Origin of the sequence: Aurantimonas marina (assembly GCF_017183135.1) — a bacterium.
Classification (GTDB): Bacteria; Pseudomonadota; Alphaproteobacteria; order Rhizobiales; family Rhizobiaceae; genus Aurantimonas; species Aurantimonas marina.
Genome location: NZ_JADDXW010000001.1, coordinates 33,032 through 47,963 on the forward strand (window position 1 = coordinate 33,032; position 14,932 = coordinate 47,963).

General features: G+C 63.2%; 11 protein-coding genes and 2 tRNA genes. 5 read left to right on the forward strand and 8 right to left on the reverse strand.

Annotation, left to right across the window (positions count from 1 at the left end; all coding sequences use genetic code 11):
- Positions 1-117: 117 nt before the first annotated feature.
- Together ING15_RS00150 and ING15_RS00155 are read left to right on the forward strand one after the other, a co-directional pair.
- A complete protein-coding gene (locus ING15_RS00150; protein ID WP_206452749.1) occupies positions 118-1,785 on the forward strand; it encodes a long-chain-fatty-acid--CoA ligase in 1,668 nt (555 codons plus the stop codon).
- A gap of 175 nt (positions 1,786-1,960) precedes the next feature.
- Positions 1,961-2,037: transfer RNA gene (locus tag ING15_RS00155), tRNA-Met, on the forward strand.
- Positions 2,038-2,496: 459 nt separating this feature from the next.
- Here the strand turns inward: ING15_RS00155 and ING15_RS00160 are convergent.
- Together ING15_RS00160 and ING15_RS00165 are read right to left on the reverse strand one after the other, a co-directional pair.
- A tRNA-Glu gene (locus ING15_RS00160) sits at positions 2,497-2,571 on the reverse strand.
- Between the two features lie 74 nt (positions 2,572-2,645).
- Complete coding sequence (locus ING15_RS00165) at positions 2,646-2,996, reverse strand: fimbrial protein (protein ID WP_206452750.1); 351 nt, start codon at positions 2,994-2,996, stop codon at positions 2,646-2,648.
- Positions 2,997-3,052: 56 nt separating this feature from the next.
- Here ING15_RS00165 and ING15_RS00170 point away from each other — a divergent pair, with 56 nt between their 5' ends.
- On the forward strand, positions 3,053-4,054 hold the full coding sequence (locus ING15_RS00170) for an RluA family pseudouridine synthase (RefSeq protein ID WP_206452751.1): 1,002 nt from the start codon (positions 3,053-3,055) through the stop codon (positions 4,052-4,054).
- A 210-nt stretch (positions 4,055-4,264) separates the two neighbouring features.
- Positions 4,265-5,176 carry an RNA polymerase sigma factor RpoH gene (gene rpoH / locus ING15_RS00175; RefSeq protein ID WP_206452752.1) on the forward strand — a complete coding sequence of 304 codons (912 nt, stop codon included), beginning with the start codon at positions 4,265-4,267 and terminating at the stop codon, positions 5,174-5,176.
- Positions 5,177-5,362: 186 nt separating this feature from the next.
- Here rpoH and ING15_RS00180 read toward each other — a convergent pair whose 3' ends face one another.
- Positions 5,363-7,279 carry a hypothetical protein gene (locus ING15_RS00180; RefSeq protein WP_206452753.1) on the reverse strand — a complete coding sequence of 639 codons (1,917 nt, stop codon included), beginning with the start codon at positions 7,277-7,279 and terminating at the stop codon, positions 5,363-5,365.
- A gap of 52 nt (positions 7,280-7,331) precedes the next feature.
- Positions 7,332-8,624 (reverse strand): adenylosuccinate synthase, encoded by a 1,293-nt coding sequence (locus ING15_RS00185; protein ID WP_206452754.1) that lies wholly within the window; start codon positions 8,622-8,624, stop codon positions 7,332-7,334.
- 223 nt (positions 8,625-8,847) lie between these two features.
- Here ING15_RS00185 and ING15_RS00190 point away from each other — a divergent pair, with 223 nt between their 5' ends.
- Positions 8,848-9,774 carry a DMT family transporter gene (locus ING15_RS00190; RefSeq protein ID WP_206452755.1) on the forward strand — a complete coding sequence of 309 codons (927 nt, stop codon included), beginning with the start codon at positions 8,848-8,850 and terminating at the stop codon, positions 9,772-9,774.
- A 42-nt stretch (positions 9,775-9,816) separates the two neighbouring features.
- Here the strand turns inward: ING15_RS00190 and serA are convergent, their stop codons facing one another.
- The 4 genes from serA to ING15_RS00210 form a co-directional block, all read right to left on the reverse strand.
- Positions 9,817-11,424: a phosphoglycerate dehydrogenase gene (serA, locus tag ING15_RS00195; RefSeq protein WP_206452756.1), complete on the reverse strand. Its 1,608-nt coding sequence runs from the start codon at positions 11,422-11,424 to the stop codon at positions 9,817-9,819.
- Positions 11,425-11,678: 254 nt separating this feature from the next.
- Positions 11,679-12,854 carry a phosphoserine transaminase gene (locus ING15_RS00200; RefSeq protein WP_206452757.1) on the reverse strand — a complete coding sequence of 392 codons (1,176 nt, stop codon included), beginning with the start codon at positions 12,852-12,854 and terminating at the stop codon, positions 11,679-11,681.
- 192 nt (positions 12,855-13,046) lie between these two features.
- On the reverse strand, positions 13,047-13,790 hold the full coding sequence (locus tag ING15_RS00205) for an outer membrane protein (RefSeq protein ID WP_206452758.1): 744 nt from the start codon (positions 13,788-13,790) through the stop codon (positions 13,047-13,049).
- A 231-nt stretch (positions 13,791-14,021) separates the two neighbouring features.
- Positions 14,022-14,927: an outer membrane protein gene (locus ING15_RS00210; RefSeq protein ID WP_232845469.1), complete on the reverse strand. Its 906-nt coding sequence runs from the start codon at positions 14,925-14,927 to the stop codon at positions 14,022-14,024.
- Positions 14,928-14,932: the final 5 nt, after the last annotated feature.

Genomic DNA, 14,932 nt, shown 5'->3' on the forward strand with positions numbered 1-14,932 from the left:
GCCGCCGCGTCCCTTGCTGACAATCTCCGCAATTTTTCCGCTTACGTAAAGGGAAACCAATTCCGTTTCTCGCGCGACTGCGTTATCGATATCCTCAGATAACGGGAGGTATCGAAAATGCAGAAACCCTGGCTTCAGCACTATCCCGCCGACGTGCCGGCCGAGCTTCCAGATTTTCCCTACCGCTCGCTGGCCGAGTTGCTCGACGAAGCATTCGCCAAACATGGCGACCTCCCGGCGTTCCATTTCATGGGAACGACGATGAGCTATCGCGAACTGGACGAGCAGTCGCGGATCTTCGCCGCCTATCTCCAGTCGCTCGGACTGAAACAGGGCGATCGCGTTGCGCTGATGATGCCGAATGTCTTGCAATATCCGGTCGCGGTGGCCGGAGTGCTGCGGGCCGGCATGGTCGTGGTCAACACCAATCCGCTCTATACGCCCCGCGAACTTTCCCACCAGTTGAAGGATTCCGGCGCGCGGGCGATCGTCATTCTCGAGAACATGGCGAAGACGCTCGAGACCTGCCGTGCCGAGACGCCGGTCGAGCACGTGGTCGTCGCAACCATCGGCGACATGCTGCCGACCGTCAAAGGCTTCATCGTCAACTTCGTGCTTCGCAAGGTCAAGAAGCTGGTGCCGGACTTCGATTTGCCGGACGCGGTTCCCTTCAAGGCGGCGATGGCCAAGGGCCGCGACAGGCAATTCACGCCGGTCGCGTCGGACCGTTCCGACGTCGCCGTCCTGCAATATACCGGCGGAACCACCGGCGTGTCGAAAGGCGCGACACTGACCCATGGCAACATTATCGCCAATGTTCTGCAGTCGGAATTGTGGAACATGCCGGCGATGAAGCACATACCGGCGGGGGAGCAGCAGCTCACGGTTTGTGCGTTGCCGCTCTACCATATCTTCGGCTTTACCGTGAACATGATGCTGTCGATGCGCACTGGCGGCTGCAACATCCTGATCCTGAACCCGCGCGACATCGCGGCGACGCTGAAGGAACTGAAGAAGTACAAGTTCCACTCGTTTCCGGCGGTCAACACGCTGTTCGGCGCGCTCGCCCGGCACAAGGAGGCCGGGGCGGTCGACTGGTCGCATCTCAAACTGTCGCTCGGCGGCGGCATGGCCGTCCAGGCGGCGACGGCGGAGCTGTGGAAGAAGCGGACCGGTTGCTCCATCTGCGAGGGCTACGGCCTCTCCGAGACCGCGCCGTCGGCCTGTTGCAACCCGACCGACGCCACCGAATACAGCGGCACGATCGGCATGCCGATCCCGTCGACCGAGTTGCAGATCATCGACGACGAGGGCGAGGAATTGCCGATGGGCGAGCGGGGCGAAATCGCCATCCGCGGGCCGCAGGTCATGGTCGGATACTGGAACCGGCCCGATGAAACCGCGAAAGTGATGACCAAGGACGGCTTTTTCCGCACCGGCGATATCGGCGTCATGGACGAGCGCGGCCAATTCAAGATCGTCGACCGCAAGAAGGACATGATCAACGTCTCCGGCTTCAACGTTTACCCCAACGAGGTCGAGGAGGTCGTCACCCGGATGCCGGGGATCGTCGAGGCCGCCGCGATCGCCATCCCGGACGAGAATTCCGGCGAGACGGTCAAGCTGTTCGTGGTGGCGAGCGATCCGCAGATCACCGCCGACCAGGTCAAGGCCTTCTGCAAGGACAATCTCACCGGCTACAAGCGGCCGAGCGCGGTCGAGTTCAAGGACGAACTGCCGAAGACCGGTGTCGGCAAGGTGCTGCGGCGGGCGCTGCGGGACTGATGTGGCCGGAACCGCCGCGGGACCGGTTCTCACGCGGAGGATATTGCTGCGCGATCCGGGCGGGCGGCCGTCCGATCCGACTTGATTGTCCGAAAAGCGAGAATGCCCCTTCACATTCAGCGAAGCCTCGCATATATCGCACTCACCGGCGGCGCAGAGCGGCGCACGGCCATGACGCGGGGTGGAGCAGCCCGGTAGCTCGTCAGGCTCATAACCTGAAGGTCAGAGGTTCAAATCCTCTCCCCGCAACCAAATATGAACCCGCCAGATCAAGCGCTTAGCTTTCGTCTGGCGGGTTTTTTTAATGGATTACCTGCACTCACGCCGTCTGCCCTTGATTGCCAACATCTCACAAAGGGTTACGGATTCTACCCATGAGTTTTCGTCTGATGACGGCAGGTCCGTGACACACGGCCGTCTTCAGCTTCATCGAGGGCTGGTACAATCCCGCGCGTCGTCACTCGGCCTTCGGCTACAAATCCCCGATCGCCTACGACAGGAGTGCCCAAGCCGCGTCCCGGACTGTAAGCCTACAACTCTCCGCCGAACCGGGGGGACTCCAACGCCACATTGCGTCTGGTGAGATGATTGGAGATCGCCCCTTCAACCGCCATGTTGCACATGATGGTGTGCAGCGGCCTGACAAACAAGTCGGCTTAACGGGTAGTAAGTGATTGTTTTTCCGGAAGACCAGCGCTCGCAGCAGCGCAATGGTACGCCCAAGGGGAATCGAACCCCTGTTTGCGCCGTGAGAGGGCGCCGTCCTAACCGCTAGACGATGGGCGCTTGTTGCAGGGCCGATATAGCGGCAGCCCGTTTCGGACGCAAGAGGCCTTTGCCGCTTTCGTCGGCGCGAACCGTCAGCCGCCGGAAAGCGCGTAGCTGACGAGGATGCCGCCGTCGGCAAGCGAAACCAGCAGCAGCCGCATCCCCCTCGCCGTCCGAATCCGGATCAGCGCCCGGTCGCCGTCGAGCGACGTCTCGACGACCTCTGCCCCCGCCGGGATCGCGATGGCCATCTCCGCCTTGGGCTGAAGGCGAGCGCCCCCCGAACCACTGGAGACCTTGTAGACAACCGCACCCAGCACCGCCATAACCGCGATCACCATGATCCCGATCGACACTCCCAGCAGCCGCACCAATTTGCGCCGGACCCGTTCGGTCGCCGGGTCGAGCGGCTTTTCGATCTCATTGTCGTCGCTGTGGGTCATGGGCGATCGGGCGGGCTCCATTGGCAATCGTTCCCGCTCCTACAGGCGATAAGGTCATGGATACAAGACGTTTCCTGGTCGAGGCCGCCGCAGCCGGCGAGCGGCTCGACTCCTTTTTGGCGGAAGCCAGCGAGGGAGCCCTCTCCCGCAGCCGGGCCAAAGCCTTGATCGGCGAGGGCCGCGTCCGGATCGGCGGCGCTACCGTGGTGGTCGCCAAGCGCAAGCTTCTTGCCGGCGAGACAATCGATATCGACATGCCACCGCCGACTGACGCCACCCCCGAGCGCGAAGCCATACCGCTACACATCGTGCATGAGGACGCCGATCTCATCGTCATCGACAAGCCGGCGGGGCTCGTCGTCCATCCGGGCCCCGGCAATTGGACTGGAACCCTCGTCAACGCATTGCTCCACCATTGCCGCGACGGCCTGTCCGGTATCGGCGGCGTGCGCCGGCCCGGCATCGTCCATCGCCTGGACAAGGAGACCAGCGGCCTTCTGGTCGTCGCGAAGTCCGATGCGGCCCATCGGGGCCTCTCGGAGCAGTTTGCCATGCATGGCCGCGACGGTCGTCTGTCACGCGCCTATCGGGCTCTTGTCTGGGGCACGCCCTCCAGGCCCCGCGGGATCGTGAACGCGGCCCTCGGGCGCTCGGCCAGCGACCGCGTCAAACGCGCCGTCGTGCCAGAGGGACGAAGCGACGCCCGCCACGCGATCACCCGCTATGCATTGCGCGCTGCCTCGCCGCTCGACGGCGGTCTGGCATCCCTGGTCGAATGCATCCTGGAGACCGGACGCACCCACCAGATCCGGGTTCACATGGCCCACATCGGACACCCGCTCGTCGGCGACGATGTCTATGGCGCCGGATTTCGCACCAAATCGGAGCGCCTCGACCCGGATGCCAAACGCCTCGTCCAGGGCTTTCGCCGCCAGGCTTTGCATGCCCACCGTCTGGGCTTCGTCCACCCGGTCTCGGGAACGCCCCTGTCCTTCCAGTCGGAATTGCCGGCGGATATGGTGGAACTCTGCGTCGCCTTCGGCATTGATCCGGACTAAGAATGGGTCGAGCGGAAGACGCGGATACATCCGGGTCTTATTTCCTGAACGCACCGTTCAAAGGCTCGTTCATGCCACATAGCATGCCAACGTGCCGTGAATTTGGATCAGAAAACCCTATATAAGAAGGTCTGCGCGAACAGGGCATTTGCGGTTCGCGCCTCGGCCGGCTTCCTTCGAGGCGGCCGCTGCAACGATGGAGGGCATCGAATGGCCCAGGCAAATCTTCCCAGCATCGCCTCGGGCGAAGGCGGTCTGAGCCGCTATCTGGAGGAAATCCGCCGGTTCCCTATGCTGGAACCGCAGGAAGAATATATGTTGGCCAAGCGCTATGCGGAACATGACGATCGTGACGCGGCGCACCAACTGGTGACCAGCCATTTGCGGCTCGTCGCGAAGATCGCGATGGGATATCGCGGCTATGGCCTGCCGATCGGCGAAGTCGTTTCGGAAGGCAATGTCGGCCTGATGCAGGCGGTCAAACGTTTCGATCCGGAGCGCGGTTTCCGTCTGGCGACCTACGCCATGTGGTGGATCAAGGCGTCGATCCAGGAATACATCCTGCGGTCGTGGAGCCTCGTGAAGATGGGCACCACCGCGAATCAGAAGCGCCTATTCTTCAACCTTCGCAAGATGAAGAGCCGTATCCAGGCCCTGGAAGAGGGCGATCTGCGGCCGGATCAGGTGGACCAGATCGCGACCCAATTGGGCGTTTCCGCCGAGGAAGTCGTCTCGATGAACCGCCGTCTTTCCGGCGATGCCTCGCTGAACGCGCCATTGCGGGCCACCGAGGGCGAGTCCGGGGAATGGCAGGATTGGCTGGTCGACGACAGCGAGTCCCAGGAGGAAACGCTGGCGCGCTCGGACGAGCTCGACCAGCGCCGCGGCATGTTGCACAACGCTATGGACGTGCTCAACGATCGCGAACGGCGCATTTTCGAGGCACGCCGTCTCTCCGAAGACCCGCTGACGCTCGAAGCGCTCTCCGGCGAGTTCGACATCAGCCGTGAGCGGGTGCGCCAGATCGAGGTCCGTGCCTTCGAGAAGGTCCAGAAGGCCGTCAAGGACACGGCCGAAGCCGCGCATCGCGCTCTGCGCCCCGTCGATCAGGCCAGTACGTGATTGGTATCGCGGCCGACCGGTAAGACACAAAAGGACCGGTTCGCCTTGGAGCGCACCGGTCCTTTCGTTCGAATCGTCGACCGCGCCGGCGGAGGACGAACAATAATACGTCCTCGCTCTCAGTTCGCGACGGGTCCGGACACTGGCCTGTGGGCTCCGGCCCGCCGCCGATAGCCGACAGTACCGTCAGGTTTTTTCTGACCAGGCGTCCAGTGCTTCCTTGAAGACGCGATCGCCTGGAATCCCTTTCTCGATCGACATCAACGCCCGCCGGCCGGTCTCGTAAGCGATCGGAATGTCGATCCACTGTTCGCTTTTCAGCAGCGAAAGGTTACTCTGCATCGCCTGTTCGAGATTGTTCAGCGCGATGATGAAGAAGCCATCGGAGATCTTGCCTGCGACCCCGATCAGCGGCTCGCCACGCGCCTGCTCGGTTGCTTTCAGAGCTAGTCGCTGCACGTTGGCGACGCCGCCGCCGCTGAAATTCGCCGGCGTGTTGAAGAGAAGCTCGATGACGTGGCTTGCCGGCAGCGTGGGATCGGCGTTCCGGCGGATGGTCATCGTCATTTTGAGATTTTCATCCGGAACCTCGGCGACGGCGCGGATCGCTGGCTCCGCAGGCTGCCCCTCGCTCGGCGGCTCGTTGACCACCGACCAGACGACGTTGCCGCCTTCCTGCGTGCCGGACGTCGTTTCCGTCCGCTCCTGATAGAACACCGCCTTTTGCGCGACGGCGGGCGTATCGCCGGTAACCGGATCGACAGCCGCGACTTCGGGGCTAGCGGTTTCGGGGCTCGCGGCTTCTTCACCCGCAACCGGCGTTTCCGTCTCTGCGGGCGCAGCACCGACGATAGCGGGATCCTCCCCGATTTCGCTTGCGACTGTCGGCGTCGCCGATGCTGGCGAATCCGCCGAAACCGGCGATGCCGCGGCAATGTCGGTGCCCTCATCGAATGCGTTGGGCTCGCCCGTTGCCGGCCCCTCGTCGACCTCGGTTCCATCCGGAAGCAGCCGTTGGGTGAATTGCCGGCTCGATTGGCGCTGCGAGGCCTCGGCGCTGGCAACCTCACCCGTGCCGGTTTCCCCCTGCCCGCTCGCATCCGGGCTTTGCGAGACCGACTCGCCGGTGGCCGCCGCCGTTCCGCCATCCACGGTCCCGGGAACAGCCGTCTCCGCCGTCGGCTCTTTGTCCGTGGTCTTGGCGATCTCTTCGAGACCGGAGGGCGCGACCAGCAACGCCTCGATCTGGTCGCGATAGCTCCATCCGACGACCCCAAGCCCCGCCAACAGCAGGATGACGAGCGTCGCGGCGATCAATGAACGGCCCTTGGCCGCGCCTTTCCGCTTCCTGCGCGATGAATAACGTGGGCCCGAGACATCGGCCTCGGGGATGTCCTCGTCCGTGCGGATACCCGCCGGAATTCTTTCGTCGTCGTAGAATCCATCATCATGCGGTCGGTCGGCCTCGCGTCGCTCCGCGCCGGACGTGGTGGGAACGATGAATGGAGCGCCGACGGGAGATGGCCTGGCCGCTTCCTCGGGCTCCTCCGTCGCGATCGGGAAGAACGGTGGCGGCCCGCTCCGTGGTGCCGCGGCGGGTTTCTTCAATCCGGGGAAGACCGAATCTACGATCCCGCCCTCGTTGCGCCCCGTCGCCCTGTCGCCCGCCTTGGGTGCCGCGTTCCCTTGCTCGGCCGGACGCTCTGAAAGCGAAGGCGCCTTTGGCGAGACGGCTTTCGACTGTGACGCAGCCGGTGCGCGGCTTTCGCTCGCCCCGACCCAGGCATCCGGCGCAGGCGCATCCGAAGGATTCCCGGCCTGCTTGTCTCGCGGTTCCGGCGTCTCAGCCGCCAGCAGCGCGGCCAGATCGTCGGCCGGCTCGGCATCCGCCGGCTCGGCATAATGCCGCTCGGTGCGCTCGATCGCGTCTTCGAGCGCGGCGAGACGAGTCTCGACGACATTCGCGGCGAGCGGTGGATTCGCGGCGTCGATCTGCCGTTGAATCGCCGCCCGCGCCTTGTCATAGACCTTCGCGCGCATCTGCGGCGTCGCGCGGGGCAGTCCATCGATCGTTTTACGAAGTACGCCGCTCAAGTCCGCCATGGATCGCAGTCACTCACTTGTCTTGATTTTCTGGTGTCCCGGCGCCCGGACTCTAATCCTGAAACGGATCGCGAACAAGTATTGTGTCGTCGCGCTCCGGCGATGTCGACAGAAGCGTCACCGGCGCCTGCACCAACTCTTCTATGTGCCTGACATATTTGACGGCCTGAGCCGGAAGGTCGTTCCAGCGGCGTGCGCCGGCCGTCGTATCCCTCCAGCCTTCCAAAGTTTCGAAAATCGGCTTGACCCGCTGTTGCTCGGAGAGACTTGCCGGAAGATAGTCGATTTTCTTGCCGTCGAGATTATATCCGACGACAATCTTGATTTCCTCGAGACCATCCAGAACGTCCAACTTGGTCAAAGCGAGTCCGTCGATGCCGTTGAGAGCGACCGCCTGGCGCACCAGCACCGCGTCGAACCACCCGCAACGGCGCTTGCGGCCGGTGACCGTGCCGAACTCGCGGCCCTTCTCGCCAAGGAAGCGGCCGATCTCGTTATCCTGCTCGCTCGGGAACGGCCCCTCGCCGACCCGCGTGGTGTAGGCCTTGGTGATGCCGAGAACGAAACCGATGCTGCCGGGACCGAGACCCGAACCGGCCGACGCCTGCCCGGCCACGGTATTGGAGGAGGTGACAAAAGGGTAGGTGCCGTGGTCGATGTCGAGCAACGTTCCTTGGGCGCCCTCGAACAGGATCCGGTCACCGGCCTTGCGCCGTTCGTCGAGGAGCCGCCACACCCGGTCGATATAGGGGGTGATCTCGTCGGCGATCGAGGTCAGTTCGTTCAGGATCGTCGCCGGGTCGATCTCTTCCTGCCCGAGACCGCGACGAAGGGCGTTGTGATGGGCAAGCAGGCGCTCGATCCGGTCGGGGAGACTGTCCGGGTGCGCCAGATCCATCACCCTGAGCGCCCGGCGGCCGACCTTGTCCTCATAGGCCGGGCCGATGCCGCGGCCTGTCGTGCCGATCTTGGTGCCGACATTGGCATTCTCCCGCGTCGCGTCGAGTTCGCGATGCAGCGAGAGAATCAGCGCCGCGTTGTCGGCGATGCGCAGTGACTGCGGCTCGATCGAAACGCCCTGCGCCTCAAGACGCTTTTTCTCCGCGACGAAAGCATGAGGATCGAAGACCACGCCATTGCCGATCACTGACAGCTTGCCCTTGCGGACCACACCGGACGGCAGTAGCGAGAGCTTGTAGGAGATTCCGTCGACCACCAATGTGTGGCCGGCATTGTGCCCGCCCTGGAACCGCACGACCACGTCCGCCCGCTCCGAGAGCCAGTCGACGATCTTCCCCTTACCCTCGTCTCCCCATTGCGATCCGACGACGACGACGTTGGCCATTAAGAGTCCTCTTGCGAATTTCGCCCGCCCGCCTGGTGCGAGGCGCGCGGACTATAGTCAAGCGCCCCGCCGGAAGCGAGGGCGTGAAGCGACCGAACTTGCGGAAAATGCACGGCCCGACGGCTTTGACCGTTCAGCGCGCGCAAGGCCCTATTTTCCTCAGTCATGCTTATTTTATCGAAGGCCCTATGCGACCCGGCCGCGCCCACGTAAACGCAAAGCCATGACATCTCGTTTCCGGCATCCTTACCTCATCCTGGCAACGGTGGCGCTGTTGTGGGGCGCCAATGCGATCGCGGGAAAACTCGCCGTTGGACACGTCTCGCCGATGCTGCTCACCTTGCTGCGCTGGACTTTCGCGTGCCTGTTCATGGCGCCCTTCGCGCTCCGCGACGTGCGCCGGGAGTGGCCCGCTATCCGGCAAAACCTGCCGTTTCTCTTCGGGCTCGGCGCACTTGGCTTTGCCACCTTCAACGCGATCTTCTATCTGGCGCTGAACTACACGACCGCGATCAATGTGACGATCGAGCAATCGGCGATGCCGTTGATCGTGTTGCTGGCGAACTTCCTGCTCTTCCGCATGCCGGTTTCGCTCTTTCAGATCGTTGGCTTCTCCCTGACGCTGGTCGGCGTCGTTCTGACGGCATCCCATGGCGAACCATCGGCGCTTCTCGCCCTCGATCTCAATCGCGGCGATGCCTTGATGATGATCGCCGTCTTGCTTTACGGCGGCTACACGGTGGCCCTGCGGTTCAAGCCGCAACTCAACTGGCGCTCGACGATCTTCGTGCTGGCCCTTTCCGCCTTCGTGGTCTCGGTGCCCTTCGCGGTGGTGGAGTGGTCCATGGGCGATACGCGCCTGCCCGACGGCCAGGGCCTCTCCGCCGCACTCTACACGGCGATCTTTCCCTCGCTCATCGCCCAGTCGCTCTATATTCGCGGTGTCGAGATGATCGGACCGAACCGGGCCAATCTGTTCATCAATCTGGTCCCGATCTTCGGCGCGATCCTCGCAATATTGGTCATCGGCGAGGCGCTTCGCACCTATCACGTCATCGCGCTCGCCTTCGTCTTGGGCGGCATCATGCTCGCCGAACGCGGCGCTGCGGGACGGAATCGACCGCCGGATACAAAAAGGGCGCCCCGATAACCGCGGGACGCCGTATCGATCAGGACGATCGGGCCTCTCACATCAGCCGGCGACGTCCGCGACGTCGAAGCGCAAAGGTTTGGCGCTGGCGATCTCCTTGTAGGCGCGCACAGCGTCCAGCACCTCGTCAGGCACAGGCGAATCCACGTAAAGCAGCGCGATCGCGTTGCCGCCGGGACGGTCGCGACCGAGCTGAAAGTTGGCGATGTTGACGCCGGCCTTGCCGAACACCGTTCCGAGCAGGCCGATGATACCCGGTGCGTCGTTATTGGTTGTGTAGACCATGTGCCGGCCGACTTCGGCGTCGAGATTGATGCCTTTGATCTGGATGAAGCGGGGCTTGCCATCCGAGAAGACGGTTCCGGCGACCGACCGGGTCTGTTTTTCGGTGACGACCGTCAGCTTGATGTAGCTGTCGAAGACGCCCGACCTGTCGCGCCGCGACTCGGTCAGCTGGATGCCGCGTTCCTTCGCCATGATCGGCGCCGAGACCATGTTGACGTCCGAGACCTGGCTCTTGATCAGCCCGGCCAGCGCCGCACTGGTCAGCGCCCGCGTATTCATCGCCGCCACGCTGCCGTCATAGGTGATTTCCACCGACTTGATCGCCTCCTCGGTGACCTGTCCGGCGAAAGCGCCGAGGCATTCGGCGAGCTGGACGAAGGGCGTCAGGATCGGCGCTTCCTCGGCCGTGATCGACGGCATGTTGATGGCATTCGCGACCGCGCCCCGGATCAGATAGTCCGACATCTGCTCGGCGACCTGGAGCGCGACATTCTCCTGGGCCTCGCAGGTCGATGCGCCCAGATGCGGCGTGCAGACGACGTTCTCGAGACCGAAGAGCGGCGAGTTCGTCGCCGGCTCCACCTCGAACACGTCGACGCCGGCGCCCGCCACCTTGCCGGACTTGATCGCCTCGGCCAGATCCGCCTCGACGATCAGGCCGCCACGTGCGCAATTCACGATCCTGACGTCATCCTTCATGTTGGCTATCGCGGCCTTGTCGATGATGCCCTTGGTCTTGTCGGTCATCGGCGTGTGCAGCGTAATGAAATCGGAGCGCTTGAAGAGATCGTCGAGTTCGACTTTTTCGATGCCGAGATGTGCGGCGCGATCGGCCGACAGGAACGGGTCGAAGGCGACGACCCGCATCTTCAGACCGACGGCGCGGGTCGCGACGATCGCGCCGATATTGCCGCAGCCGATGATGCCGAGCGTCTTGCCGGTGATCTCGACGCCCATGAAGCGGTTCTTCTCCCACTTGCCGGCCTGGGTCGAGGCGTCGGCGGCGGGCAGCTGGCGCGCGACGGCGAACATCAGCGCGATGGCGTGCTCGGCGGTGGTGATCGAATTGCCGAAGGGTGTGTTCATCACGATAATGCCCTTCCGGCTGGCGGCCGGAATGTCGACATTGTCGACGCCGATGCCGGCGCGGCCGACGACCTTCAGCTTTTTCGCGGCCTGGATGAGCTTCTCCGTGACCTTGGTGGCGGAGCGGATGGCGAGACCGTCATACTGGCCGATGACGTCGAGGAGCTTGTCCTTGTCCTTGCCGAGATCGGGCATGTAGTCGACCTCGACGCCGCGATCAGCGAAGATCTGGACGGCGGTCTTGGACAGCTTGTCGGAAACGAGAACGCGGGGTGCCATGGGATGATCCTTGTGACAGGCAGCGACGCGGTCTACGGACTTCGCATCTCTGCATAAGACGGGCGCCGTCCTCTCCAATCGTCATCCTGGTCTCGAGCCGGGACCCATGCAAAGCCGTTCCGGCTTGCACTTCGATCGAGGAGAACGTTCTTCCCGATCCGATCGGTTAGTATTCGGCGATTTGGAATGGATCCCGGCTCAAGGCCGGGATGACGAGGCTCCGGAGTCAGAGCCTCATCAGCGACGCGGGCCGGTCAGGCCGCTTGCGCCAACGATGCCTTCTGGACGTCGTAAGCCCAGCCGATCCAGGGCATCAGCGCTTTGACGTCGGCGGTTTCGACCGTGGCGCCGCACCAGATGCGCAGGCCCGGAGGCGCGTCGCGATAGGCGCCGATGTCGAGGGCGACGCCCTCCTTCTCCAGCAGCGCGGCCACGCCCTTGGCGAAGGCGGCCTGTTCGTCAGGCGTGAGCCGCGCCACCGCCGGATCGGCAAATGTGAGACAGACCGACGTGTTGGAGCGCAAAGCCTTGTCCTTCGCCAAGAACGCCAGCCACGGATTCGCCGCGACATAGGCTTCGATGACGGAAAGATTGGCGTCGGCCCGGGCCTTCAGTGAAGCAAGGCCGCCGATCCGCTTCGACCAGGCAAGGGCGTCGAGATAGTCCTCGACGCAAAGCATGGAGGGGGTGTTGATCGTTTCGCCCCTGAAGATGCCCTCGATGAGCTTGCCGCCCTTGGTCAGGCGGAAGATCTTCGGCAACGGCCAGGCCGGCTTGTAGCTTTCCAGCCGCGCGACCGCGCGCGGGCTCAGGATCAGCATCCCGTGCGCCGCCTCGCCGCCGAGCACCTTCTGCCAGGAGAAGGTGACGACATCCAGCTTGTCGTAGGGCAGATCTTGAGCGAACGCGGCCGAAGTGGCGTCGCAGATGGTCAGGCCCTTGCGGTCCGCCGGAATGGTATCGCCATTCGGCATCCGCACGCCTGACGTCGTGCCGTTCCAGGTGAACACGACGTCGCGGTCGAAATCGACTTTGGCGAAGTCGACGATCTCGCCGTAAGGAGCCTCGAAACTGCGCGCGTCGTCGAGCTTCAGCTGTTTGAGCGCATCGGTTACCCATCCGGCGCCGAAGGATTCCCAGGCTAGGACATCGACGCCGCGCTCGCCGAGCAGCGACCACATGGCCATCTCGACCGCGCCGGTATCGGACGCCGGCACGATGGCGATGCGATAGTCGGCCGGAACGCCGAGAATATCCCGGGTTTCGTCGATCGCCTGTTGCAGTTTGGATTTTCCGACCTTGGCGCGATGCGAGCGACCGAGCGCGGCATCGGCAAGCGCCTCGAACGACCAACCGGGTCGTTTAGCGCAGGGGCCGGAAGAAAAACGGGGATTGGCCGGACGCAGGTCCGGCTTCGCGGTATTTGCCATCTGAGCTACCCTCACAGATAGAAGCGCCTCGTTGGGGAGGCGTGTCCCGCGGATGGCGCTACTCCCCTTTTCCGACTCCGGTCAAGCGGCAATTTGGTGGCGGTGAGCATTCGGCTGCACCCCGCGCCGCGCCCCAAATGACAAACGGCGAAGCCAAGGCTCCGCCGTTTGTCGTTGATGAAGGTGAAAATCCTACCAGAGCGAATAGCGGATGCCGGCCTGAATCGTATGACGATCGAAACCATCGTCGCGAAGCGCGTAATCGACCCCGGTCGCCTTTAGGCCGAAGAGATCGCCCGCCTCGACGTTGAGATAGCGATAGCCAATGTCGAGCGCGACGTTCTGCGTCACGTTGTAGGCGACGCCGGCCATCAGCGAATAGGCGAAGCGCCAATCCTTGGTGTCTCTATAGGACGCGCCTGGAAGGGTGGCGCAATCATTGGTGCCATTCGTGCAACCGATGCCGTAATCCACCTGCACGGCGCCCATGCCGCCACCGAGATAGGGGGTGAATCCGATGAAAGTCCCCAGATCCACATAGGCATTGGCCATCAGTTCCCAGGTCTCGGCGTCACTGGAGAGGACATAGGGATAGGCGGCGGCGGGACCGAAATCGACATCGAACTTGGAATAGCGCGCCGTCACGTCGGTCCGGAAGAAATCCGTGAAACGGTAGCCGAATCCAGCGCCCAGATCGTAGCCGTTCTCGAACTTCATCTCGGCCCGACTGCTGCCTTCTACGGACACGTCGCTGTCGAAGTCATAGGAAACGTCCCCGCGCAGATACCAGCCGTTGCCGATCTCGACCGGCACCAGTTCCGGCACGTCCTGGTAGATCGGTTCCGCGTAGATCGGCGGCAGGTCGGCAGCCTTCGCAGCCGGGATGGCCGCGCCGATCGCGAGTACGCCCGCAATCAAAGTCTTGGTGATCGTCATCGCTCTGCTTCCCACTGCCGTTCCGCCTCATGCCACCCGCCAAAGCGGAGGGCCGTCTGGCAATTACCGTCGCAGCGAAAGCTTAAAGCTCGATTAACCGTGTTCCTTAACCGTAATCGTTCGCCGCGCGGATCCCTTCTTTTGGTTCGAGCGGCTTGCAAAACGCGAAAGACCGCCGCCCTTTGCGCGGGCGGCGGTCTTTCCTGGAAGCGCTGATGTCGACAGATCGGCCTATTTGAAGACCACGTCCTGCGCGTAGACCGGCTCCGGAGCATAGACCGGCGCCTTGCCCTTGCCGAATCCGCCCCCGCCGAATTCGTAGCGAAGGCCGGCGCGGACCGCATGCAAATCGTAGCCGTGATCGTAGCCCTGTACGCCGCTGGCTCCTGCCGCGATATCCTGGGCGTCCCAGCCGAAGGCCTCGCCTTCCGCGATCCGGGTATATTTGTATCCGGCGTCGAATTTCAGGTTCTGCGTGATATCGATGCTGGCGCCCGCCATCAGCGAATAGGCGAAGCGCCACTCGGACATTCCTTCATGCTTGAAGGTCTGGCCGCAGTTGGTAGCCGTGAAGCCGCCACTGCACTCGAACTTGTTGTTCATCGTCCCATAGGAGACGTTGGCGACACCTGCGCCACCGCCGACATAGGGCGTGAACCGGCCGTAGGTGCCGAGATCCACATAGGCGTTGGCCATCACGGTCCAGACATCGGCCTCCGAGCTGTCCGAATAGCGGCAATAGGCACTCGGCACGTCGACACAGTTCGACGAGCCGGTCACGTCCGCGGTGAAGTAGTCCGCGGTCAGGTCCATGCGGGCGAATTCGTTGAAGCGATAGCCGAGGCCACCGCCGACCATGAAGGCGCTGTCGGTTTCGATGTTGTCGTAGTGATAGTACTGGACGAAGTCGCCGCCGCCATATCCGCCGCGCAAATAGCCGTATTTGCCCGAGGTTTCGCTCTCGAAGACGTAGCCGACGTCGCCGCGCAGATACCAGCCGGAGGTCGACACCTCTTCGATGGGAGCCGGCGGCATATACACCGGGGGCTCCTCGATGATATCGGCGGCGTTGGCGGTTGCTGCGAGAAAAGACAGTACACCGACGACGGCGACGGTCGTCATAAGTCTCGAATTCATAGCGA

Bases quoted from the DNA above. Each gene is read 5' to 3' on its own strand.
- ING15_RS00150 (WP_206452749.1), top strand. From the start codon at position 118: ATGCAGAAACCCTGGCTTCAGCACTATCCCGCCGACGTGCCGGCCGAG.
- ING15_RS00170 (WP_206452751.1), top strand. From the start codon at position 3,053: ATGGATACAAGACGTTTCCTGGTCGAGGCCGCCGCAGCCGGCGAGCGG.
- ING15_RS00190 (WP_206452755.1), top strand. From the start codon at position 8,848: ATGACATCTCGTTTCCGGCATCCTTACCTCATCCTGGCAACGGTGGCG.
- ING15_RS00205 (WP_206452758.1), bottom strand. From the start codon at position 13,790: ATGACGATCACCAAGACTTTGATTGCGGGCGTACTCGCGATCGGCGCG.
- ING15_RS00185 (WP_206452754.1), bottom strand. From the start codon at position 8,624: ATGGCCAACGTCGTCGTCGTCGGATCGCAATGGGGAGACGAGGGTAAG.
- ING15_RS00210 (WP_232845469.1), bottom strand. From the start codon at position 14,927: ATGAATTCGAGACTTATGACGACCGTCGCCGTCGTCGGTGTACTGTCT.
- rpoH (WP_206452752.1), top strand. From the start codon at position 4,265: ATGGCCCAGGCAAATCTTCCCAGCATCGCCTCGGGCGAAGGCGGTCTG.
- ING15_RS00200 (WP_206452757.1), bottom strand. From the start codon at position 12,854: ATGGCAAATACCGCGAAGCCGGACCTGCGTCCGGCCAATCCCCGTTTT.
- serA (WP_206452756.1), bottom strand. From the start codon at position 11,424: ATGGCACCCCGCGTTCTCGTTTCCGACAAGCTGTCCAAGACCGCCGTC.
- ING15_RS00180 (WP_206452753.1), bottom strand. From the start codon at position 7,279: ATGGCGGACTTGAGCGGCGTACTTCGTAAAACGATCGATGGACTGCCC.
- ING15_RS00165 (WP_206452750.1), bottom strand. From the start codon at position 2,996: ATGACCCACAGCGACGACAATGAGATCGAAAAGCCGCTCGACCCGGCG.